Raw genomic sequence first — 22,497 nt, 5'->3', positions numbered from 1 at the left:
CAAAAGGAAAACCATGGTCACCGTTTATTAATATTATGTAAAAATAAGCCATCTTTTTTGATTAGTTAATATAGGAAATGTTAATCTTAAAAGAAAAATGATGGGAGTTAGTAAATACTCATGGACAATTTTCTAAACGATAATGTAATCAAATTAATTGCGCTGGATATGGACGGGACATTATTTACTGACGATCACCGGATTTCGGACGGTAATCGTAAGGCTATTAAAGAAGCACAGGAAAGAGGAATATATGTAGTTCTTAGCACGGGGCGTTCCATAATGAGCTGCGGTGAACATGCCGAATCACTAGAGTTAACTTCTTATTTAGTAACGGTTAATGGGAGTGAGATATGGGATGAAAAAAGGGAGCTTGTTGAAAGAAATGTGATGAAATCTGAGTTTATTCAATGGATGTGGGAGTTATCCCAGCAGCATAAAACAAAATTTTGGGCAATCAGCACTGACAAAATGTGGTTTGATGAAATGCCAGAGGATATCCATGACCGGGAATGGCTGAAATTTGGGTTTGATATTGATGATGATGATGTCAGAGAGCTTATTTTGATGGAGCTTCAGGGAAAAGGAGAATTTGAACTTAGCAATTCCACTTTAAAAAATATTGAAGTAAACCCAATTGGAATCAACAAAGCAAATGGACTTAAAATCGTTTGCAGCAGGCTTGGCATTGATATGAAAAATGTTATGGCAGTTGGGGACAGTCTAAATGATATGGCGATGATTAAGGAAGCGGGATTAGGTGTAGCCATGGGTAATGCCCAGGAAGTTGTCAAGGAAGAGGCAAACTGGGTAACTGCAACGAATAATGAGGACGGGGTTGCAAAAGCAATCCGTAAGTGGGTATTAAAAAACTGAGTAACTTCAAATTAGTAAAGTACATTCGTAAAAATTCAGATACATAATAAGAAATTTTATATTTACTTAAAAAAGAAGATATGATTTTTATGATATTAGGTATTAAAAAAATATTTCTTGGTAAAAATAATTGGGCAAGTATAAATTGCAATTTCATGTATAGTTACATGCTAGGAGGATTTCAAATTGGAACATGGTAAAGTAAAATGGTTTAACAGTGAAAAAGGCTTTGGGTTTATTGAGCGTGAAGGTGGCGAAGATGTATTCGTTCACTTCTCTGCCATTCAGAGCGAAGGGTACAAAACTTTAGATGAAGGTCAAGAAGTAACGTTTGAAATCGAAAATGGTCAACGTGGACCACAAGCGGTTAACGTTCGTAAAGCATAATTTACCTTCGAGATAAAACAGGCTCCAATTCAAGGAGTCTGTTTTTTTGTACCAAAAAAAAGGCAAACTATATATAAAGTCTGCCTTCTAAATATGTGAAAAGTAAAATGGTTACTAATAGTATGGTGTGAATTCTGAAAATAAATACCTTTTTGGAATTATTTCTTTTCTACGTTGTTCACTTTTTATACACCCATTTTTCGACGGGAATTACTTACCTTTTTCGTTTGCTGACTTTTCATTTTTTTCGATGAATGGGCATTATTTGATATCGAATTACCGGAAGCATTTTGCTTTTTTTTATTTTCAAGCTGCTTTTTAATTGCATCTTGGAGATTCATTTTCTTTTTGGCTACTTCTTCATTTGCTTCTGTCATAAAAATCCTCCTAACAATTTGATAACATATCTACAGTATAAGCTATTTTTCTGCAGAATACTAATAGGCCAAGGCTCAGAGTGAGTAGATTTATTGAGGAAATTAAATGAAAATTGTCGGAAAATGTATATAAATTCCGATTTTTCCGAATCTTTTAAATTTCCTATCAATAATGAAAGGTGTTAGTATAAATATAGATAATTCTTCTTAAACATTTCTAAATAAGTGCATCCATTTTTGAAATAGGAAGAAATAGTTATCTAAAATCAATATTTATTTAAAATAATTCTAAATAAGTATTGATTTTAAATATATTTATATTATAATTTACTTAATGTTAGAAAAATAGTTTAAGAGGTGATCAAATGACAAATGAAAACAAGCATTTAACAACCAGTCACGGAGCTCCTGTCGGAGACAATCAAAATTCCATGACTGCCGGTTCCCGTGGACCAACATTACTTCAAGACTTCCATTTAATTGAAAAATTGGCTCATTTTAATCGTGAACGTGTACCTGAACGTGTTGTTCATGCTAAAGGTGCGGGTGCTCATGGCTATTTTGAAGTAACAAATGATTTATCAAAATACACAAAGGCAAAAGTCTTTAACGGTGTTGGCAAGCGGACTCCGCTGTTCATCCGCTTCTCTACTGTTGCCGGTGAGTTGGGATCAGCCGATACTGTACGTGACCCGCGCGGCTTTGCTGTTAAGTTTTATACCGAAGAAGGAAACTATGATATCGTAGGAAACAATACACCAATCTTCTTTATTCGTGATGCAATCAAATTTCCTGATTTCATTCATACTCAAAAAAGAGACCCGAAAACACATTTGAAGAATCCTACTGCAATTTGGGATTTCTGGTCATTATCACCTGAATCCTTGCACCAAGTTACATACTTAATGGGAGACCGTGGTATTCCGGCGACACTGCGTCATATGAACGGTTATGGCAGCCATACTTTCAAGTGGGTTAACGCTGAAGGAGAGGCAGTTTGGGTGAAATATCACTTTAAAACGGAACAAGGCGTTAAAAATATGACAAATGATGTTGCTGCAAAAATTGCCGGTGAAAACCCGGATTATCACACAGAAGATTTATTTAATGCAATTGAAGAAGGCGACTTCCCTAAATGGAAGCTATTCGTACAAATCATGCCATTAGAAGATGCCAATACCTATCGCTTTGATCCATTTGATGTTACTAAAGTTTGGTCACATAAAGATTATCCATTAATAGAAGTAGGTCAAATGGTTTTAAACCGTAATCCTGAAAACTATTTTGCTGAAGTGGAGCAAGCAACCTTCTCCCCTGGAACAATGGTACCGGGTGTCGAAGCTTCACCGGATAAAATGCTTCAAGGACGAATATTCGCCTATTCTGATGCTCATCGCTATCGTGTTGGTGCAAACCATGCTGCCTTGCCAATTAACCGTCCAAAAGTAGAAGTAAATAACTATCAACGTGATGGTCAATTGCGTTTTGACAATAATGGCGGCGGTTCTGTTTATTACGAGCCAAACAGCTTTGGCGGGCCAAAGGAAACACCTGAATATAAACAAACACCTTTCCAAGTTTCCGGAGTAGCTGAACAGGTTTCATATGATCAAGAAGATCATTATACACAAGCCGGAGATCTATATCGTTTAATGGACGAGGGTGAAAAGTCCCGTACAGTTGAAAATATCGTCGGAGCGATGAAGCCTGTGGAAAGAGAAGATATTAAGATGCGTGCAACACTAAATTTCTATAAGGCTGATGCAGAGTTTGGTGAGCGTATTGCCAAAGGCTTAGGTTTAGCACTTCCGCAAGAAGTCAAATAATTATGTAAACTATTTGAAGGCCGTTCATTTTGAACGGTCTTTTTAAAATTATTTTAATCATTTAGATATGCAAGACGAGTACTTCCGCATTTCTTGATAAATCTATTTTTTACAGGAATTTAAGGGATAAAACCAGAATAATAGAAATAAGATGGTTGTAAAAGGGGGAATATGAATGGATGTTCAAGTGGTTGAAAAGAATGAGCTAAAGGTAGTTGGAATTTCATGGAATGGTACCTATTCAGAGACGACCATCATTCCTAGTCTATTTACAAAAATGAAAGAACGTCTTTATGAAGTTGCAAATCAAACAAATGAATCTGTATTGATTGCTCCCTTTCATAGCAGGGAAACAGAGTTCACTTATTATGTGACAACACCTGTTGAAAAAATTGAAGAAGTTCCGGAAGGAATGGTGGGTTTCACGATTCCTCGAAAAAATTATGTTTTTGCTACTCATAAAGGACGGCCTGAGGAAGTTGAAAATACATATCTTCAAATGTTCAACTGGATGAAAGAGTATGGTTATGAGCTGGATCAACATGCTTTAAGCTTGGAAATATATAAAGAAGAACATAAATATCTTAATTCTACCGGGGATTTACATTATGATATATACTTGCCAGTAAAGGAATATACGGTATTATAAGGTTGATACCTTAAATAATTTTTTAGAAATAGGATATAAAATATAAAATGAAGTGAGAATTGATAAATAAAAGCATTTCCCTTTACTGTTTGCATTTAGTATTATATTATCAAAATAATAAATAAAATAAATAATTCCTTCGGGGTCAGGTGAAATTCCTAACCGGCGGTGATGAAGCCAATCGCTTCTTAGTCCGTGACCCGTTTAACCTATTCGTTAAGTTAAACGGTGGATCTGGTGAAATTCCAGGGCCGACAGTTAAAGTCTGGATGGGAGAAGGAAAAAAACAGGATTAGAGATAGGTGAAAAATACACCTATTTGTAAGCCTTAGTTTCTCATTGCCTTTTAAAGGACCCTGAAGTGTACACCGTCTTCAGGGTCCTTTTTATTACCTTAAAAAGGTGGAAAGAATATGAATGACACATTTTATATGAATTTAGCAATAAATCTCGCAAAGGGAGCACTTGGCCAGACTTCACCCAATCCTGTAGTGGGTGCTGTACTGGTGAAGGAAAATCAAATTGTAGGCATGGGAGCCCATTTGAAAGCCGGCGAACCGCATGCCGAGGTTCATGCCATTCAAATGGCAGGGGAAAAAGCAAAAGATGCAACTCTTTATGTAACACTCGAACCCTGCAGCCATTTTGGTAAAACACCTCCCTGCTCGGACTTGGTTATAAGAACAGGGATAAAAAAAGTTTTTATCGCAACAACTGATCCGAACCCTCAAGTAGCCGGAAGAGGTATTGAACGATTGAAAAATTCGGGTGTCGAGGTAGAAGTAGGATTACTCCAACATGAAGCACTTGAGCTAAACAAAGTCTTTTTTTACAACATACGAACAGGCTTGCCATATGTCACATTAAAAACAGCAATAAGCTTAGATGGGAAAATCGCAACTGTCACAGGTGAAAGTAAATGGATAACCGGAGAGTCCGCCAGAAACGATGTTCATCAGTTCCGTCACTGGCATGACGCAATTTTGGTTGGTGCAAATACAGTAATTAAGGATGATCCTACATTGACAACCAGGCTCACATCAGGTGGGAAAAATCCAATTAGAATCATCCTTGACACCCATTTAAAAATACCCATCGATGCAAACGTAATAACAGATCAACAATCGCCAACATGGATTGTAACAGGTTCAGAAGTGAATCCTAAACTTGAATCAGAGTTTAGAAATTTAGGAATTGAAATAGTAAAAATGGCAAGTCCGAATATTAGCATTCCGGAAATGTTAAAGGTATTTGGAGAAAAAGGTATTACCTCGTTATTTGTTGAAGGCGGCTCAGAAGTCCATGGAAGTTTTCTAAAGGATCGGGCTTTTCAACAAGTCATTGCCTACATTGCACCGAAATTAATTGGCGGCAAACTCGCTCCTGCATCCTTCGGCGGAGAAGGGATTGAAAAAATAGCTGACACAGTGCAGCTAACTTTTAAAGAAGTAGAGCTGGTTGGTAATGATATCAGAATCATTGCTGAACCTATTTAAGGAGAAGAACAATATCATGTTCACAGGAATTATTGAAGAAATAGGATTGGTTTCAACTATCTCGCGGACCGGTGAATCTTTTGTGCTCACTATTGAAGCTAAGAAAATTCTCAGTGATGTCCATCTCGGGGATAGTATTGCCGTTAATGGTGTTTGCCTAACAGTTACTTCATTTTCAACGACCCATTTTACAGTGGATGTCATGCCGGAGACTGTTAAAGCTACAAGTTTAAATGATGTTAAACGCGGCTCTAAAGTAAATCTGGAAAGAGCTATGGCTGCCGGCGGCAGATTTGGCGGCCATTTTGTATCCGGACACATTGATGGGACAGGGGTCATAAAAAGTAAAAAGCAATTTGAAAATGCGATTTATTATGAAATAGAAGCTGATCAGGAAATAGTAAAATACGTCATTTTAAAGGGATCGATTGCCGTAGACGGGACAAGCCTCACTGTTTTTGGAGTGACAGAAAATAGTCTCACTTTATCTCTTATTCCCCACACATTGACTGAATCGATTTTAGGATTAAAAGGACAAGGTGATATTGTCAATTTAGAATGCGATATGATAGGAAAATATGTCGGCCATTTTCTAACTGGTGTTTTAGGAAAAACTAACAAAAAGAATGCATCGGGGATCACTGCACAATTTTTACAAGATAATGGGTTTGCCTAAAATTGATACATTGCCTAAGGACTGAGTCTTAAAAAAGTTGTCCAAATTGGAAGGAGAGATGTGGCGTGTTTAATACAATTGAAGAAGCACTTAATGATTTAAAGGAAGGGAAAGTTGTAATCGTTTGTGATGACGAAGACCGGGAAAACGAAGGTGACTTTATTGCTTTAGCGGAAAAGTCTACGCCGGATGTGATTAATTTGATGGCGACCCACGGCAGAGGTTTAATATGCATTCCCATTGAGGAAGAATTGGCTCAAAAGCTTGATTTATTCCCGATGGTATCGAAAAACACTGATCCGCATGGTACAGCTTTTACCGTAAGCATTGATCATAAGTATTCTACAACGGGAATATCTGCTTTTGAACGTTCGGCAACAGTATTAAGCTTACTCGATCCCGAGTCAAAGCCGGATGATTTTAAAAGACCTGGTCATATTTTTCCGTTAGTTGCGAAAAAAGGAGGAGTACTAAGAAGAACAGGACATACAGAAGCAGCGGTAGATTTAGCCAGATTATGTGGAGCGAAGCCGGCAGGAGTTATTTGCGAGATCATGAACGAAGACGGGACGATGGCCCGTGTCCCGCAATTGCGTAAAATCGCCGATGATTTAAATGTAAAAATGATCACAATTAAAGACCTAATTGAATATCGCAACAGAAAAGACAAACTAGTCAAACGTGAAGTGGAAATTAACTTGCCAACAGAATTCGGAACCTTCAAAGCGGTAGGATATTCGAATCTTGTCGATCTTAAAGAGCATGTGGCATTAGTAAAAGGTGAAATTGATCCTGAAAAACCTGTTCTTGTCCGGGTTCATTCTGAATGTTTAACAGGGGATGTCTTCGGTTCATACCGTTGTGATTGCGGACCGCAATTGCATGCAGCTTTGGCTCAGATCAATCAAGAGGGCAATGGCGTCCTATTATACATGCGCCAGGAAGGCCGCGGAATAGGACTCTTAAACAAATTGAAAGCCTATAAGCTCCAAGAAGAAGGATATGATACAGTTGAGGCAAATGAAAAGCTTGGTTTTGGAGCAGATTTAAGAGAATATGGAATTGGGGCACAAATATTAAAAGATTTGGGCATTAAACAAATGAAGTTATTAACGAATAACCCTCGAAAAATTAAAGGACTTAAAGGTTATGATCTGGAAGTCGTCGAAAGGGTACCGCTTCAAATGGAAATGCGAACCGAAAACGAAAATTACTTGCGAACAAAGCATGACAAGCTGGGGCATCTTTTACATTATTAATATTTTTATTCAACGAACAATGATATAAATTATACATTATACATTATACATTATGGAGGATTTATCATGGGACATATTTTTGAAGGTAATTTAGTTGGTTCAGGGCTAAAAATTGGAATTGTTGTCGGACGATTTAATGAGTTTATAACAAGTAAATTATTAGGCGGAGCACAGGATGCTCTTAAAAGACATGGAGTTAGTGAGGGTGATGTTGATATAGCCTGGGTTCCCGGTGCGTTTGAAATCTCTTTAGTTGCCCAAAAAATGGCTAACAGTAAAAAATATGATGCAGTTATTACACTGGGTACCGTTATCCGCGGTTCTACGCCACATTTTGATTATGTGTGTAATGAAGCAGCAAAGGGAGTTTCTGCAACTGCTTTGAATAGTGGAATTCCTGTTATTTTCGGAGTGTTAACAACTGATTCTATTGAACAGGCGATCGAACGGGCCGGAACAAAAGCGGGAAATAAAGGCTGGGATGCAGCAACTGCGGCAATAGAAATGGCTAATTTATGCAGAACATTAGAGTTATAATAAAAACATATACAAACTCTTTTGTAATCCTATATAATGAATCTAACATAAATAAATATTGAAGAATTAGGTGCTAAAATCTTTCTAAGATTTTAAGCTTAAAAGGGAAGTTGGTGAAAAGCCAACGCGGTCCCGCCACTGTAAATGGGAGCAACCTATAAAATGTCACTGTCAATTTGATGGGAAGACATAGGAAGTGATGATCATGAGCCAGGAAACCTGCCTATTTCACGCGCGCCAAAAAAACCTACGAGGATAGGGAGGTGTGGAGGGCTAGACTCTTTTTACTTTATTTAGTAACAGTTTCTAATTCATACCAACATCTCCATGATACCGTGGAGATGTTTTTTGTCGTTGCGAGGATTATTTATTTTGTTATTACTCATCACTAACAGTCAGAAAACAGGGGGAAGAAAGATGAAGAAATTGTATCCGCTATTGTTAGTACTATTGTTAACAATAAGCGCTTTAGCAGGTTGTGCAGAAAAGAAAGATCAAGGTAACGGGAATAATGCGAATGTTGAAAAGAAAACAGAACAAACGGCGTTTCCAATTACCATTAAAGATGCATTAGGGAATAAGGTTGTTATCGGGAAAAAACCCGAAAAGATAGTGTCACTGCTTCCAAGTAATACCGAAATTGCTTTTGCTTTAGGTCTTGGAAAAGAAATAGTCGGGGTATCAGATTTTGATAATTATCCGAAAGAAGCTGCAAACAAAGAAAAAATTGGCGGGCAGGACATGAATGTTGAAAAGATCATCTCTTTAAAACCAAATTTAGTGCTGGCACATGCTTCATCAGCCCATAATTCGACGGAAGGGATCAAGCAGTTAAAAGATGCCGGAGTAACCGTTCTTATTGTTAATGATGCTAAAAATTTTGACCAGGTGTATGATTCGATTGAAATGGTTGGAAAAGCTACCGGTGAAACAAAGAAAGCGGAAGAAATCGTCAAAGGTATGAAGGACAAATTAGCAGATATAAAAGCAAAGGCAGCAAAAATAAAAAACAGGAAAAAGGTGTTTGTTGAAGTATCGCCGGCACCGGAAATTTATACACCTGGAAAAAATACCTTTATGGATGAAATGATTTCTTCTATTAACGCTGTAAATATTGCAAACGATCAAGAGGGTTGGGTTAAGATTGATCAAGAAGCAATGATAAAACGAAATCCGGATGTTATCGTTACTACATATGGTTACTATGTGAAAAACCCGGCTGAGCAAGTGTTAAGCAGAAAAGGCTGGGAAAATGTTATCGCTGTAAAAAATAAGCAAGTTATCGATATAAATTCAGATCGTGTAACTCGCTCAGGTCCTAGGATTGTTGAAGGAGTAGAAGATCTTGCGAAGGCTGTTTATCCGGAAGTTTTTAAATAATAAGTATTTTGCCTATATTCTAGCAGGAATATTTCTTGTCCTTTCTCTTTTATTAGGTATTTCCATTGGTACAGTTTCTGTTCCAATGCTTACAATCATTCAATTAATAGGTGCTAAACTAGCTGGTATAACAAGCGGGTCTACCGATCCCATGTATTCGAGTATTGTGATGGACATCCGCTTACCTCGAGTAATTTTATCAGGTCTTGTAGGGGCGGCTCTTGCTATTGCAGGGGCGGCCTTTCAAGGTCTATTACGAAATCCGTTAGCAGATCCATACACTTTAGGGGTATCATCAGGAGCATCAATCGGTGCGGTGATTACACTATTTTTTCACTTATCTCTCCCTATTATTGGGTCCTTCACATTACCATCACTGAGTATCCTATTTTCATTTATTACCATCTTTTTAGTGCTTTCCTTTGCTCGAAAAATGGAGCGGTCGATGAGAGTGGAAACGATTATTTTAACAGGAATTATTTTTAGTTCCTTTTTGGGAGCACTCATTTCTCTTATGATTGCCTTGACAGGCGATGAATTAAGACAGCTTATTGGCTGGCTCTTAGGTAGTGTCTCATTGAGAGGCTGGGAATACATAAAAATTATCTTGCCATTTTTTATTATTGGAGCTGCTATTCTTATTTTTAATGCGAAAGAATTAAACGCCATGTCATTTGGGGAAGAGAGAGCACACCATTTAGGGGTGAACGTTCAAAGAAGAAAATTAATCATCTTAACTGCCGGTTCTATTTTAACAGGTGCTGCAGTTGCCGTTTCCGGCACGATAGGTTTTGTCGGACTGGTGATTCCGCATTTATCGAGATTATTATGGGGACCTGATCATAAACATCTTCTCCCTTTATCGATGTTAACCGGAAGCGGATTTTTAATTCTAGCTGATCTTGTTTCTAGAACAATTATTTCACCGACCGAATTACCGATCGGTGTCATTACCGCTTTAATTGGTGCACCTGTGTTTGCAATAATCCTGCTGCAAAGAAAAAGGATGGAAAGAAGTGGTTAACGAATGCTTAGCGTTCAAAAAGTTTCAGGTGGTTATTCAGGTGAATCCGTTCTGACAGACATTTCCTTTGAAGTTGAACGAGGGGAATTATTCGGCATTTTGGGACCGAATGGAAGCGGAAAGACAACCCTTTTAAAAATGCTAAGCGGAATCCTGACCATTCAACAAGGGGAAATTTTGATTAGTGGAAAAAGGCTTCAGGAATACGGAGTAAAACAGCTTGCCCAAATTGTTGCCGTCCTTTCGCAGCAATCTTCGCAATCTTTTTCTTACACCGTTAAAGAAACAGTCTCGTTAGGACGGTATGCTCATCAAAAGGGCTTGTTTCAGGCATGGTCTAAAGAAGATGAGGAGATCGTCCAACGAGTAATGAACCGGACCGGTGTCTCCTCCTTTCAAAATAAAAATATTCAGGAGTTATCCGGCGGGGAGAAACAAAGAGTATTTCTTGCCCAAGCATTGGCGCAAGAGCCTGATATTCTTCTTTTAGATGAGCCGACCAACCACTTAGATTTATCGTATCAAAAAGAATTATTGGATTTATTAAAACAATGGACCTCAGAAAAAGGTTTGACTGTAATTTCTATTTTTCATGATTTAAACCTAGCAGGGCTCTATTGCGATCGCTTGCTTCTGCTTGAAAAAGGAACGATTAATATTAATGATATTCCGAATGAGGTACTGAGGGAAGAAAGAATAAGGGATGTGTATCATACAGACATTCAGAAACACCCCCATCCGAAAGTCGCAGCACCGCAAATGGTTTTGCTTCCGGAAGTGAATAGGGAAGTAAATCATTATGTGATTAATGAAACGATGTTAACTGTTTCAAATGAGATTATTGAGGTAAGAACACCCGCTCCATTACGGACCATGTCTTCCGGTGTGATTGGTTCAGGAACCGGCTGGCATCATACATTTGTTAATCGGCATGTTCATAAGAATTATAATTGTAGTGATCATCGATTAGAAATGGCTTCATTTTTACGTTCAAAGGGATTCGAACCCTCAGAGACCGTCGGAATGATGACAGCTGTCATACTTGAGGATGTGGTGTATCAAAGAATTGACCGGAGTGGCTTTTCTCTATTTGTTGTCGTAACAGCAGGAGTTGGAAATGCCATTGATGCTTCAAAAAGTGAACAGCATTCCTACGAAATGACACCCGGCACAATCAATATTTGGGTTTTCATTAGTGGTGAACTCACGGAGGAGTCTTTTATTCAAAGTATCATAACTGCCACTGAAGCAAAGGTAAAGGCATTACATGATCTGGAGGTAATGGATCCCGTAACAGGAACCATGGCTACGGGTACCTCGACCGATAGTATATTAATTGCTGCTACACAATCAGGAAAAGTATTGGAATATGCGGGAACCATTACTCCTTTAGGAAAACTTATTAGTAAAGCCGTTTATCAGTGCACGACAGAAGCCATTAAAAAATCGCAAAAGAGGAAACAACCGTGATTGTTTATCACTTGATTTCGATAACACTTGCATATATCATTGATCTGCTTATAGGAGACCCACCTAATTGGCCCCATCCTGTTAGATGGGTGGGTGCGATGATTTCATTTTTGGAAAAACGGTGGAATAATGGGGAGTCTAAAAGAAATAAAGGAGTCGTCATGCTCCTTTTTGTTTTATTCATCGTCTTTTCCATTAGTTTAATCGTCGTATTAATAGGATATAAGATTCATCCTTCTGTCGGAATTTTACTGGAAAGTATCTTGATTTCTTCAACAATCGCACAAAGAAGCTTGAAGGAAGCAGCCCTTGAGGTATATCAACCATTAAGAGCCGGACAACTGAAATATTCAAGAGAAAAATTGTCCTATATTGTCGGCCGGGATACTGATTTTTTGGATGAAGGAGAAATTGCCAGGGGAGCAATAGAAACAGTGGCAGAAAATACGAGTGACGGGGTAACCGCTCCATTATTTTGGGCACTTATTGGCGGTGCGCCCTTGGCAATGGTGTACAGGGCAGCGAATACATGTGATTCGATGGTGGGGCATTTAAATGATCGGTTTAAAGAGTTCGGCTGGGCATCTGCAAAATGGGATGATGTCACGAACTGGATTCCGAGCCGGCTGACGGGAATGATCATGCTTTTAGGAAACAGACCGGAAAAAATGAGTTACCGAAAGGCATGGACGATTTTATTCCGTGATGCTAAAAAGCATCCAAGTCCAAACAGCGGCTGGGGTGAAGCGGCTGTTGCCGCGATTATAGGGATCCAGCTTGGCGGGATTAATTACTACAAAGGAGTAGTTTCGAACCGGGCAAAGATGGGTGACCCTCTTCATCCTATCGAAGCAGAACATATAAAAAAGGTGAATTCCATTTTAGCAAGAACAGTCTTTTTATTTTTACTATTTTTATGGATAGGAGGAATGATCATTGATTTGGCCTTCACATGGATCCAATCCGCGTTATTTATATGAGGCAATGGGGCTAACACTCCCACGGGAGTATGTGGATTTTAGTGCGAATATTAATCCGCTGGGTCCCCCGCAGGATTTAAAAGAAAAGTGGGCTGATTTTTATAATGAAATCAGTGTTTATCCCGACCCATATGCTGCAAAGCTCAAGGAAAGGATTGCAAAAAAGGAACAAATCTCAATTGAGTCGATTTTGATAGGAAATGGCGGCGCGGAGCTGATTACATTGGCAGCACGTATGCTCTCAGGTAAAAAAGTCGTCATCGTCCAGCCGTCCTTTTCAGAATATGAAGAAACCTGTCGAGCTACCAAATGCAAAATACACTATCATCAATTACACGGGCCGGACTTTGAATTAAATACCGGGGAATTACGATCTAGTTTAGTTGCGGCGGATGCCTTGTTTTTATGTAATCCTAACAATCCAACAGGTATACATTATCCTGCTGAAACGGTCATTTCTATCATTGAGGAATGTGAACGGCAAAATTGCTTAGTCATCTTGGATGAAGCTTTTTATGATTTTTTAGTAGAATATGATTCTTTTATTCCTTACATTAATAGATTTTCAAATTTACTCATTATTCGATCGATGACCAAAATGTTTGCAATACCCGGAATTCGCTTAGGCTATTTAGTTGCTCAGCCTGAGATTATTGCTGAGCTCAGCCAACTGCAATCACATTGGAGTACGAACACCATTGCCTTATTAGCCGGAGAGTTATGCTTACAAGGGGAAGCTTTTATAAAAGAGACTCAGAATTTTATCTTTAATGAACGAATAAGGCTTTTTGAGTTTTATAAAAAAGAAGACTTTGCTGTTACGTCTTCGAAGGCAAATTTCTATTTATTGCGGGATCCTTATTTGGAAAATCAGTTTGTGTTATTTGAGTTTCTTCTGCATAACGGAATCATTCCTCGCCATACGTTTAATTTTCCGGGCTTGGAGGGAAGATGGCTCCGCTTTGCCATTAAGGCCAATGAAGAAAACAATCAATTAATGGAGGTGTTGGCCCTGTGGAGGCAGCAGCATCACTCATTTTCATAACCGGCGGTGTTAGAAGCGGGAAAAGCAACTTTGCTGAAAAGAAAGCAGAACAGATTGCAATCGAAACAGGGGGACAGCTTCACTACCTTGCAACCGGCGTTTCATCCGATGGTGAGATGCAGGAACGAATTAATAAACACAAGCGTGATCGGGAAGCAGGGGTGTACCATTGGAAAACCGTAGAGAAGCCGGCACAAATAGAGGAGCTTGCCGGTACATTTAACAACCGGGATATTCTTCTGCTTGATTGTGTCACAACGCTATTAAATAATGAACTGTTTTCTTCTGAACATGAATGGGATCAGCCTTTTTTAGAAAAAATTAGAGATGGTATTGTGACAGGTATATCCGAGATAAAAAATCGGGTTGGGGTTATGATTGTTGTAAGTAACGAAGTTTTACTCGAGCCATTACATGGAAATCATCTGGTTTTTACTTACGGAAGATTATTAGGACAAATCCATCAAAAATTGGTGAAAGAAGCGGACCTGGCATTTTTAGTAGAATCCGGAATTCCGATCATCATGAAGGGAGTAATTCGATGAAGGAATTGATAAAGCAATGGAGTTCAAAATAATGAAGTTCATCAAAGGTTTCCTGATTAATTTGCAATTTTTTACGGTAATCCCAATTGCGTTAGAGATACCGATGGATAAGGATCATCTTCGAAAGGCAGTTCAAACCTTTCCGCTATTGGGATTATTTCAAGGGATTATCTATTCAGCCTTATTTTATATTCTACGTGATTGGACTCCTTTATCCCATCTTGCTGTTTCTTTTATTCTATGGCTGGCTCCGATTCTTCTAACCGGTGGAATCCATCTGGATGGGTGGATGGATTCAAGTGATGCTTACTTTTCGTATCGGGATCAAGAAAAACGACTTGAAATTATGAAGGATCCCCGAACAGGAGCGTTTGGCGTTCTATCCATCATCGTTTTATTAAGCTGTCGATTTCTTTTTATATTTGAAAGCACACAGAAGGTTGCAGCTTTATCCTACATCTTTATTGCAGCGATTCCATATTTGAGTAAAAGTGTGATGGGCGTCTTACTGTTAACCGTTAAGTCAGCTAAAAATGAAGGGCTCGGTTCATTGTTTCAACGTACGGCATCTCCAAGAGTATTATGGGTCTATTCAGTGTACATCGTTGGTTTTCTAATTCTATTAAATAAAGCTATGTTACTAGGGGGAACATTGATTATCGTTGCTGCCGGTTGTTTGCTTTTTTGCCGTCGTAAAGCCGTGAAATGGTTTGGCGGAATAACCGGAGACGTCTTAGGAGCTACAGTAGAAGGGACTGAGTTAATTCTATGGATGACCGTGTGGTTATTGCATTATTTCGCCATGGCTTAACAGTAGAAAATAAACGAAAAGCATATTTAGGGTGGAATGATTCTCCCCTATGTCCTGAAACAAAAGAGCTTTTCATAACTAGGAGGTACGAATGCTATTTTTCAAGTGATTTACAAAGATGTATTTCTACAGTCCAACTCCTATTCCCAAATACTAACCCATTCCTTTTAGAAGAATTAAGAGAATTGCATTTCGGTAAATGGGAAGGAAAAACATATGACGAGCTAAAAAATGATCTTCTATATCAACGCTGGTTATCAGATCCTTTTCATATTTGCCCTCCAAAGGGAGAAGCTTTTCACCAATTCACAAAAAGAGTACAAGCCGGATGGCAAAGAGTAATTCAGGAAATTCTTTCTCATAGTCTTCAGCGTTGTGCGGTAATGACACATGGCGGGGTAATCAGATATTTATTATCGGAATTTGCACCGGAACAGAAAGATTTTTGGAGCTGGCCGACCCCTCAGGATCAAGGGATTGAACTTATATTTGATAAAGAAGCGTTAAGGAGGGGTAAACGGTGCACTTTATTATTGGAGGTGCCTTTAACGGGAAAAGAGCATGGGTAAAGAACACATACACGGGGACAAAGGATTACTGTTGGCTATCAGCTTATGATAACTGTCCCCTCCCAACTAATTTTAAAAAAATGGACCAAAAATTGATCATCCTTGAAGGAGTAGAATTATGGTTGAAAGGTTTAACGGAGGAATTTAATTCGGACAAATGCCGCGGTATCTGGAATAACTGCCTGGATAATTGGCTTAGTTGGGAAAAAGAAAAAGTAATGAGAAATGTAGTGGTAATTGGAACGGATATTACAAAAGGGATTGTTCCAATGGATAAAGCTAATAGATTGTGGCGGGATGTTACCGGATGGGCCTATCAGGATAGTGCTGCAAAAGCAGAAAAAGTAGACCTAATATGGTATGGAATCAATCAAACGATTAAGGACATTCTACCTACTGATTGAAAAAGTATATACAAAATTTCCTGTTTATATAATAATAGTAATATCATAAAAAAATAGATTGCAAATAGGTGCTGGAGTCTTTATAGAAGACTCTTAGCTTAATAGGGAAGTTTGGTACAAGCCAACGCGGTCCCGCCACTGTAAATGGGAGCAACCTATAAAATGTCACTGTCTAATCGATGGGAAGACATAGGGAGCCATGATCATGAGCCAGGAAACCTGCCTGTTCTTTGCACACCAAACCTACGCGGATAGGAGAGTGTTAAGCAACCGGAGCGTTTTCGTACGTTCGAATCTTAACCTACATAACACCTCCTCCTTATAGGAGGATTTTTTTATGCAAATTTTTCAGAGAAAAAAGGGGAGAACAAACATGATAGTCAAAAGCAAAAAATTGTGGATGGCACTGATTCTCGTTTTTACTTTAATGGCGAGCGGTTTCCAACCATCTGCATTTGCTGCCGTACAAAGTAAGCAAGGAACGATTTCTGTTATCAGGGATGAAAATAATCCATTGATGTCGGAAAAGTCTGTACAATATGGAGATAAAGATACAGCATTTGATGTCTTAGTTAATGCTGCAGGTGATAAGAATGTAGAGTATACCACCGGTACTTACGGTAAAATGATAACTTCGATAGAAGGCGTTAAGGCAGAAGGTACTCATTACTGGGCATTCTACATTAACGGGGTCGCTGCACAGGTAGGTGCCGATTCATATATTGTACAGGACGGAGACAAATTAAGCTTCCGCTATATCGATTGGACCAAACCGCCACAAAATACCGTTTCGCTCAAGGTAGTGGATGGCGCAAAAAAGACAACGAACGATTTATCAGGAGTTGAAATCATTGGGCAGCCAACAGCGCTTCAGTTTTTACAAGTAGGCCTTGGTCCGGACAAGGTTGGCTTGACTGACACCCAATACGGCAAAATGATTACCTCGATTAATGGCATTACAGCGGAAGGAACAAATTATTGGGCCTTTTATGTAAATGGGAAAATGGCTTCAGTAGGAGCTGGCAGCTATCAGCTCCAGCCTGGAGACCAAATTAGTTTTCAACTTGAATCCTGGCAAACTTCACCCGGTACCACTGACAATGGAACTATATCACCATCAAATTCAACTGTTTCAAAAGCTGCCCTCCAAAAGGCGGTAGATTCTGCCAGTCAATATGTCCTTAAGAACCAGGTAAGCGAATGGGAGGCTGTTGCTTTAAAACAAGCCGGTAAATCAATCCCTTCAAGCTATCTTGAAAATGTGAAAAATCTGGTGAAAGAAAAACAAGGTAAATTTTCAAGAATTACCGATACGGAAAGATATGTTCTGGGTATTTTAGCTGCCGGAGGAGATCCAACAAATATTAGCGGCTATAATCTTGTTGAATCCATCTATAATGGTAATGTGACCAAGCAAGGATTAAATGGTGTAGCTTATGCTCTGATTGCTTTAGATAGTGCAAATTTTAACATCCCTGATTCCGCCGCTTGGACAAAGGAAAAGCTTGTTTCTGAATTGGCAGGGAAACAAAATCCTGATGGCGGCTGGGCTTGGGATGAAAGCTCAAAAAGTGACATTGATACGACCGCAATGATCTTAACAGCACTTGCCCCATATAAAAACCAAACAGGAGTAAAGGAAAAGGTCGATACAGCTGTTCAATATGTATCCACACAATACCAAAACGCTAAAATCGATAACAGTTCCACTGCGGCGCAAGCGGTCATTGCCTTATCTTCTTTAGGCATTGATGCCAATGGTTCTCCTTTTGCCAAGGATAATAGCAGCTTAGTACAATATTTGCTATCCTTCCAAAATGCTGACGGAGGCTTTGACTGGCAGGGAGGAGATGTAAGTGATGTCTTTTCAACTGCTCAGGGTATTCAAGGTTTAGCGGCCTACCAGCTGTTTTCAAATGGAAAAGGCTCACTCTATCACTTGCCTTTAGCTGCCCAGGCACCTGAAAAAGAAACACCAACAACAATTGAAAAGCCTGTAACCCAATCTCCTGTAACGGAGAGTAATCCTGAAAGTGCCAAGGGTCATCCGCTGCCGAATACGGCAAGCAATTCGTATAACCTGTTTATTTTAGGACTTTTCCTCATGATGATTGGTTATTTATTTTATCTGAGAGAAAAGAAAAGGAACGCCTAAATCAAATCCATTCCCTCTTGTTCATGTGGCAAGAGGGAATTGGTTTTAAGACAACATGGGAGGGAAAAGCCATGCAACGATTTTTAAAAGTAACTGCCCTTTTATTTTCATTGATGCTGATTTTTAGTTTGATGGGCTGTGGTACATCTACAAATACTTCAATGGGAATGCAAGAGAAAAAATCAGAATCGACTCATGCAGCTGCAGGTCAGGAATCGGGCCCTAAAACAGATCAGAAAATGAAGCAGGATCAGCCAAAAGAAACAACAACTTCTTCAACAGAAGTGAAGGATAAGGTTATATCACAGGCACAAACAACAAACACGCAAGATATGAAAAAGGCTGTGGTGAATTCTACTAACAATCAAACAAATTCAAAGGTTTCTTCAGGCAATAAACCGGCTGCCGCTGAAAAAAAACCAACGGCTGCACCAAGTAAACCAACAACGACAAGCACTCCGCCAAAAACATCGCCTACAACAGTAAGTCCAAAACCGGCAGCAACCGTGACTTTGTCAATTGTTGGGCCAAAGGGTACAATTATGGCAGCCTCTAAAGTTATCATTAATACCGGTGAAACGATTCTTGATGTTCTGTTGCAAGCAACAAAAAAACAGAATATTCAAGTTGATTATCGAGGAAGCGGGGCTACCGCTTATGTTGAAGGAATTGATAATATTTATGAATTTGACTATGGTGCAAAGAGCGGCTGGACTGTTAAACAGAATGGAAGTACAATTCCTAAAAGTGCCGGCGTTATAACAGTCAAAAGCGGTGACAGTATTCAATGGATTTATACACAATAATGTTTGGAGAATAAAGTAATGGAGAACCGTTTTTCCCAATTCCACCCGCTTGTTTCATTCCTGTTTTATGCAGGAGCGATATCCCTTTTTATTCTCATGCTTCATCCAGTCTTTTTATGTATCGGTTTTGTATTTGTACTAACCATTAATTTTGTCCATGATCGGTTCAACGGACTAAGGCACTGGTCAATTTTTATCGTCACAAGTTTTCTGCTGATGGTGTTACTTAATCCCCTTTTTAATGAAAGGGGGCGTCATGTTTTGTTTGAAGTTGCAGATCATCGGTTTACGTTCGAAGCAGTTATGTATGGCGGAATGAATGCATTATCACTCATTGGAGTGCTTGCCATTTTTAGTTCTTATAATGTAATCATGACTCCGAATAAGCTATTATTCTTGTTCTCCAAGCTTTTGCCGCAATTTGCTGTTTTGCTCATGTTGACCTTAAGATTTATTCCGTTAATGAGAAGGAGAATGGAAGAAATCTCGATAATCCAAAAGAGCAAAGGAATTTCTGTTACACACGGAAAGTGGAGGGAGAAAGTAAAAACAGGGATGCTGTTTGTTCAAGCGTTGCTTACATTTTCTTTAGAGGAAGCCATTCAAACAGCTGATTCGATGAAAGCAAGAGGTTTTGGTCAAGGGAGGCGATCAACGTACGAATACTTTCGCTTCAATAATGCAGATGTGTTCGCAATTGCCTATCTCCTCATGATTTTTTCGGTTATTCTTTATGGCCGAATTGGAGGATATGGATTTTTAAAGGTGTATCCTCTAATGGGATCGTGGAAATTGACCATGATGGATTCCACGACCCTGGTTTTTTTCTTGCTATTTTTAAGTTTTCCATTATTAGTTGAAGCAGGTGGATCATTCCGATGGCACTTATCGAAATAAATCATGTATCTTTTACCTATCCGGACTGCCCGCAGCCAGCCATTAGGAATCTTTCCCTTAAGATTGAAAAAGGTCAATTTGTTGTCCTTTTTGGTTCATCAGGATCAGGTAAAAGTACACTTTTAAGATTGCTAAAAAAAGAAATACAGCCGCATGGTAAGCTTTTAGGTAGTATTTTTATCAATGGGGTTCAAGTCCAAGAAACCGCAGGTCGATCGAAAGAAATTGGTTTTGTTTTTCAAGATCCGGAAAATCAGGTGGTAGCGGATGATGTCTTGCATGAAATTGTTTTCGGACTGGAAAATAGCGGGCTTTCAACGAATGAAATGAGAAGCAGGGTCGCAGAAATGGTCCACTTTTTCGGTGCGGAATCCTTGTTGCCGCGAAAAACACACGAGCTCTCCGGTGGGAAAAAACAACAGATCAATCTTGCGTCTGTACTGCTTATGCAGCCGGACATTTTAATTTTGGATGAACCAACTGCCCAGCTTGACCCAGTCAGTTCCCGTGAATTATTGGATATGCTAAAAAGGCTTAATGACGAATTCGGCATGACCATTATTCTTGCTGAACACCGTCTGGAAGAAGTATTTACATTGGCAGACAAAATTTTCATGATGGATAAGGGAGAAATTCTGATAGAAGGTGACCCTAAAACGGTTGTGACACAAGTATGGGACACTCCAAATCAAGCATATGTTCCAAGTATACCCGGATTATTTTTTAAGATGAAGGGTAAAGGAATTGTTCCTTTGACCGTTAAAGAGGGAAGGAACTGGGTTCATAATTCAGCTTTGGAGGTAAAGTGTGAAGAACGGGGAATTACCAGGGAGACACAAGGGGAAATTGGAATCCGAGCAAAAAATATTGTATTTCGCTATGATAAAAAATCTGATGCCATTTTGAAAGACCTTAATTTTTCACTTGAAAAAGCGGAATTTTACGCTCTTTTGGGTGGAAACGGGTCCGGGAAATCGACATTTTTAAAAGTAATCGCCGGCTTGTTTAAACCGGACGCTGGCAAAGTACTTCTAGCTGAAAAGCCGTTGAATAAGTATAAAAGTGATGAGATTGCCCGAAAAATTGGCTATTTGCCACAAAATCCAAAGTTATTTTTTATTCAGGATACGATTGAAAAAGAAATCCATGATATTGCGCTTAAGTGGAAAATATCGAACAAAGAATCGATAGTCGACTTAATAACGGATTTGGGCATTGCCCATCTAACATCCAGCCATCCCTACGATCTAAGTGGCGGTGAACTCCAGAAAGCCGCATTAGCGTGTTTATTATTACGGAAGCCTGAAATTCTCCTGTTGGATGAACCAACCAAAGGTTTGGATCCGATTTCAAAAGAAAATTTAGCAAAAATTTTACTCAAACTCAAATCTGCAGGGATTACCATTCTAATTTCTACCCATGATATTGAATTTGCCGCGCAATATGCAACCAAATGCGGGATGATGTTTCAAGGAACGATTACCTCTGAAGATGTACCAAGAAACTTCTTTAAGGGGAATTTCTTTTACACGACAATGATTCAAAGGGTTTTTCGAGATGTGTCGGATGGTTCGGTGATTTCGTTGGAGGAGGCTTCGGAACAATGCGTTTCAATCAGCCCCTAAAGCCCGTTTTACTATGCCTCGTCATTATTGGGGTATTAGTTTTAACGTGTATTTGGCAGGATGCCTATTTAATTTTGAGCTTCGGGCTTGTGGTGATCGCGATTTTGTTGTTTTTTATCCGCTTTGAAACCAGAAAAGTGGAGGCGAGGGAATTAGTCCTTCTAGCTGTGTTAGCTTCCATCGCTGCCGTAGGCCGTATTCCATTTGCGAGTATCCCCAGTGTTCAACCGACTACCTTTGTGATTATGATATCGGGGTATGTTTTTGGAGCTGAAAGTGGTTTTATCATCGGTGCAGTTGCTGCACTTGCTTCCAATATGGTATTGGGTCAAGGACCTTGGACCCCATGGCAAATGGTTGCTTGGGGTTTAGTCGGTTTAACAGCGGGATTGCTTCGAAATACAAGGTTTCTAAATTGGAAATGGGGGAGAATCGTTTTTGGGGCGGTGTGGGGCTTTTTATTCGGCTGGATTATGAACGTGTGGGGGTTTTTGGCCTATACTCAAACCGGGGGTCCTCCAACATTTCCGGCTGTTTTGACCTATTTTGCTGCAAGTGCAAGTTTTGATTTAATGCATGCTGTGTCGAATGTATTCTTTTTAATCCTATTTGGAAACACTTGGATTAAAATTTTAAACAGGTTTAAAAAGAAATATGGATTGCTTGAATAAAAAACTCCTGCTAAGAACACAAGCAGGAGTTT

The 22,497-nt window shown here is 39.1% G+C and carries 23 protein-coding genes and 3 riboswitches; of the genes, 22 read left to right on the top strand and 1 reads right to left on the bottom strand.

What is annotated here, in order from left to right:
* Positions 1-120: 120 nt before the first annotated feature.
* The gene (locus tag AC3ANV_RS18405; RefSeq protein ID WP_488310136.1) at positions 121-876 is read left to right on the top strand and encodes a Cof-type HAD-IIB family hydrolase; all 756 of its coding nucleotides are present in this window, start codon (positions 121-123) and stop codon (positions 874-876) included.
* Positions 877-1,062: 186 nt separating this feature from the next.
* Complete coding sequence (locus AC3ANV_RS18400) at positions 1,063-1,263, top strand: cold-shock protein (protein ID WP_488310135.1); 201 nt, start codon at positions 1,063-1,065, stop codon at positions 1,261-1,263.
* 185 nt (positions 1,264-1,448) lie between these two features.
* Here the strand turns inward: AC3ANV_RS18400 and AC3ANV_RS18395 are convergent, their stop codons facing one another.
* A complete protein-coding gene (locus AC3ANV_RS18395; RefSeq protein WP_488310134.1) occupies positions 1,449-1,640 on the bottom strand; it encodes a hypothetical protein in 192 nt (63 codons plus the stop codon).
* A 365-nt stretch (positions 1,641-2,005) separates the two neighbouring features.
* Between AC3ANV_RS18395 and katA the strand changes: the two genes are divergently transcribed.
* The 20 genes from katA (at position 2,006) to AC3ANV_RS18295 (ending at position 22,465) form a co-directional block, all read left to right on the top strand.
* On the top strand, positions 2,006-3,466 hold the full coding sequence (katA, locus tag AC3ANV_RS18390; RefSeq protein ID WP_488310133.1) for a catalase KatA: 1,461 nt from the start codon (positions 2,006-2,008) through the stop codon (positions 3,464-3,466).
* Between the two features lie 175 nt (positions 3,467-3,641).
* Positions 3,642-4,115, top strand: coding sequence for a GyrI-like domain-containing protein (locus AC3ANV_RS18385; protein ID WP_488310132.1), 474 nt, complete (start codon positions 3,642-3,644; stop codon positions 4,113-4,115).
* Positions 4,116-4,246: 131 nt separating this feature from the next.
* Positions 4,247-4,400: riboswitch (FMN riboswitch) on the top strand.
* Positions 4,401-4,528: 128 nt separating this feature from the next.
* A complete protein-coding gene (gene ribD, locus AC3ANV_RS18380) occupies positions 4,529-5,611 on the top strand; it encodes a bifunctional diaminohydroxyphosphoribosylaminopyrimidine deaminase/5-amino-6-(5-phosphoribosylamino)uracil reductase RibD (protein WP_488310131.1) in 1,083 nt (360 codons plus the stop codon).
* 16 nt (positions 5,612-5,627) lie between these two features.
* Entirely contained in the window at positions 5,628-6,287 is a 660-nt protein-coding gene (gene ribE, locus AC3ANV_RS18375; protein WP_488310130.1) for a riboflavin synthase, read from the top strand.
* 65 nt (positions 6,288-6,352) lie between these two features.
* Positions 6,353-7,546 (top strand): bifunctional 3,4-dihydroxy-2-butanone-4-phosphate synthase/GTP cyclohydrolase II, encoded by a 1,194-nt coding sequence (locus tag AC3ANV_RS18370; protein WP_488310129.1) that lies wholly within the window; start codon positions 6,353-6,355, stop codon positions 7,544-7,546.
* Positions 7,547-7,612: 66 nt separating this feature from the next.
* Positions 7,613-8,083, top strand: a complete 471-nt coding sequence (gene ribH / locus AC3ANV_RS18365; RefSeq protein WP_488310128.1) for a 6,7-dimethyl-8-ribityllumazine synthase — start codon at positions 7,613-7,615, stop codon at positions 8,081-8,083.
* 51 nt (positions 8,084-8,134) lie between these two features.
* Positions 8,135-8,324, top strand: a riboswitch (cobalamin riboswitch).
* Positions 8,325-8,500: 176 nt separating this feature from the next.
* The gene (locus AC3ANV_RS18360; RefSeq protein WP_488310127.1) at positions 8,501-9,463 is read left to right on the top strand and encodes an ABC transporter substrate-binding protein; all 963 of its coding nucleotides are present in this window, start codon (positions 8,501-8,503) and stop codon (positions 9,461-9,463) included.
* Positions 9,429-10,487, top strand: a complete 1,059-nt coding sequence (locus AC3ANV_RS18355; RefSeq protein ID WP_488310126.1) for a FecCD family ABC transporter permease — start codon at positions 9,429-9,431, stop codon at positions 10,485-10,487. The genes AC3ANV_RS18360 and AC3ANV_RS18355 overlap by 35 nt, the downstream gene beginning before the upstream one ends.
* A gap of 3 nt (positions 10,488-10,490) precedes the next feature.
* On the top strand, positions 10,491-11,957 hold the full coding sequence (locus AC3ANV_RS18350) for a heme ABC transporter ATP-binding protein (protein ID WP_488310125.1): 1,467 nt from the start codon (positions 10,491-10,493) through the stop codon (positions 11,955-11,957).
* Entirely contained in the window at positions 11,954-12,937 is a 984-nt protein-coding gene (gene cbiB / locus AC3ANV_RS18345; protein WP_488310124.1) for an adenosylcobinamide-phosphate synthase CbiB, read from the top strand. Before AC3ANV_RS18350 ends, cbiB begins: the two co-directional genes overlap by 4 nt.
* Positions 12,894-13,982, top strand: coding sequence for a threonine-phosphate decarboxylase CobD (gene cobD / locus AC3ANV_RS18340; RefSeq protein WP_488310123.1), 1,089 nt, complete (start codon positions 12,894-12,896; stop codon positions 13,980-13,982). The genes cbiB and cobD overlap by 44 nt, the downstream gene beginning before the upstream one ends.
* On the top strand, positions 13,952-14,527 hold the full coding sequence (locus AC3ANV_RS18335; RefSeq protein ID WP_488310122.1) for a bifunctional adenosylcobinamide kinase/adenosylcobinamide-phosphate guanylyltransferase: 576 nt from the start codon (positions 13,952-13,954) through the stop codon (positions 14,525-14,527). Before cobD ends, AC3ANV_RS18335 begins: the two co-directional genes overlap by 31 nt.
* Before the next feature lie 31 nt (positions 14,528-14,558).
* Positions 14,559-15,338 (top strand): adenosylcobinamide-GDP ribazoletransferase, encoded by a 780-nt coding sequence (gene cobS / locus AC3ANV_RS18330; RefSeq protein ID WP_488310121.1) that lies wholly within the window; start codon positions 14,559-14,561, stop codon positions 15,336-15,338.
* Positions 15,296-15,907 (top strand): histidine phosphatase family protein, encoded by a 612-nt coding sequence (locus tag AC3ANV_RS18325; RefSeq protein WP_488310120.1) that lies wholly within the window; start codon positions 15,296-15,298, stop codon positions 15,905-15,907. The genes cobS and AC3ANV_RS18325 overlap by 43 nt, the downstream gene beginning before the upstream one ends.
* On the top strand, positions 15,859-16,311 hold the full coding sequence (locus AC3ANV_RS18320; RefSeq protein ID WP_488310119.1) for a bifunctional adenosylcobinamide kinase/adenosylcobinamide-phosphate guanylyltransferase: 453 nt from the start codon (positions 15,859-15,861) through the stop codon (positions 16,309-16,311). The genes AC3ANV_RS18325 and AC3ANV_RS18320 overlap by 49 nt, the downstream gene beginning before the upstream one ends.
* A gap of 49 nt (positions 16,312-16,360) precedes the next feature.
* Positions 16,361-16,552: riboswitch (cobalamin riboswitch) on the top strand.
* Positions 16,553-16,648: 96 nt separating this feature from the next.
* The gene (locus AC3ANV_RS18315; RefSeq protein ID WP_488310118.1) at positions 16,649-18,466 is read left to right on the top strand and encodes a DUF4430 domain-containing protein; all 1,818 of its coding nucleotides are present in this window, start codon (positions 16,649-16,651) and stop codon (positions 18,464-18,466) included.
* 71 nt (positions 18,467-18,537) lie between these two features.
* Complete coding sequence (locus AC3ANV_RS18310; protein WP_488310117.1) at positions 18,538-19,272, top strand: DUF4430 domain-containing protein; 735 nt, start codon at positions 18,538-18,540, stop codon at positions 19,270-19,272.
* Between the two features lie 18 nt (positions 19,273-19,290).
* Positions 19,291-20,169, top strand: a complete 879-nt coding sequence (locus AC3ANV_RS18305; RefSeq protein ID WP_488310116.1) for an energy-coupling factor transporter transmembrane component T — start codon at positions 19,291-19,293, stop codon at positions 20,167-20,169.
* Positions 20,151-21,794 carry an ABC transporter ATP-binding protein gene (locus tag AC3ANV_RS18300; RefSeq protein ID WP_488310115.1) on the top strand — a complete coding sequence of 548 codons (1,644 nt, stop codon included), beginning with the start codon at positions 20,151-20,153 and terminating at the stop codon, positions 21,792-21,794. The genes AC3ANV_RS18305 and AC3ANV_RS18300 overlap by 19 nt, the downstream gene beginning before the upstream one ends.
* Positions 21,773-22,465: an ECF transporter S component gene (locus tag AC3ANV_RS18295; protein WP_488310114.1), complete on the top strand. Its 693-nt coding sequence runs from the start codon at positions 21,773-21,775 to the stop codon at positions 22,463-22,465. The genes AC3ANV_RS18300 and AC3ANV_RS18295 overlap by 22 nt, the downstream gene beginning before the upstream one ends.
* Positions 22,466-22,497: the final 32 nt, after the last annotated feature.

This window comes from Neobacillus sp. DFD-2R (assembly GCF_057747865.1).
Note: the sequence above shows the minus strand (reverse complement) of the source record. Positions and strands in the feature narration are given on the sequence as shown.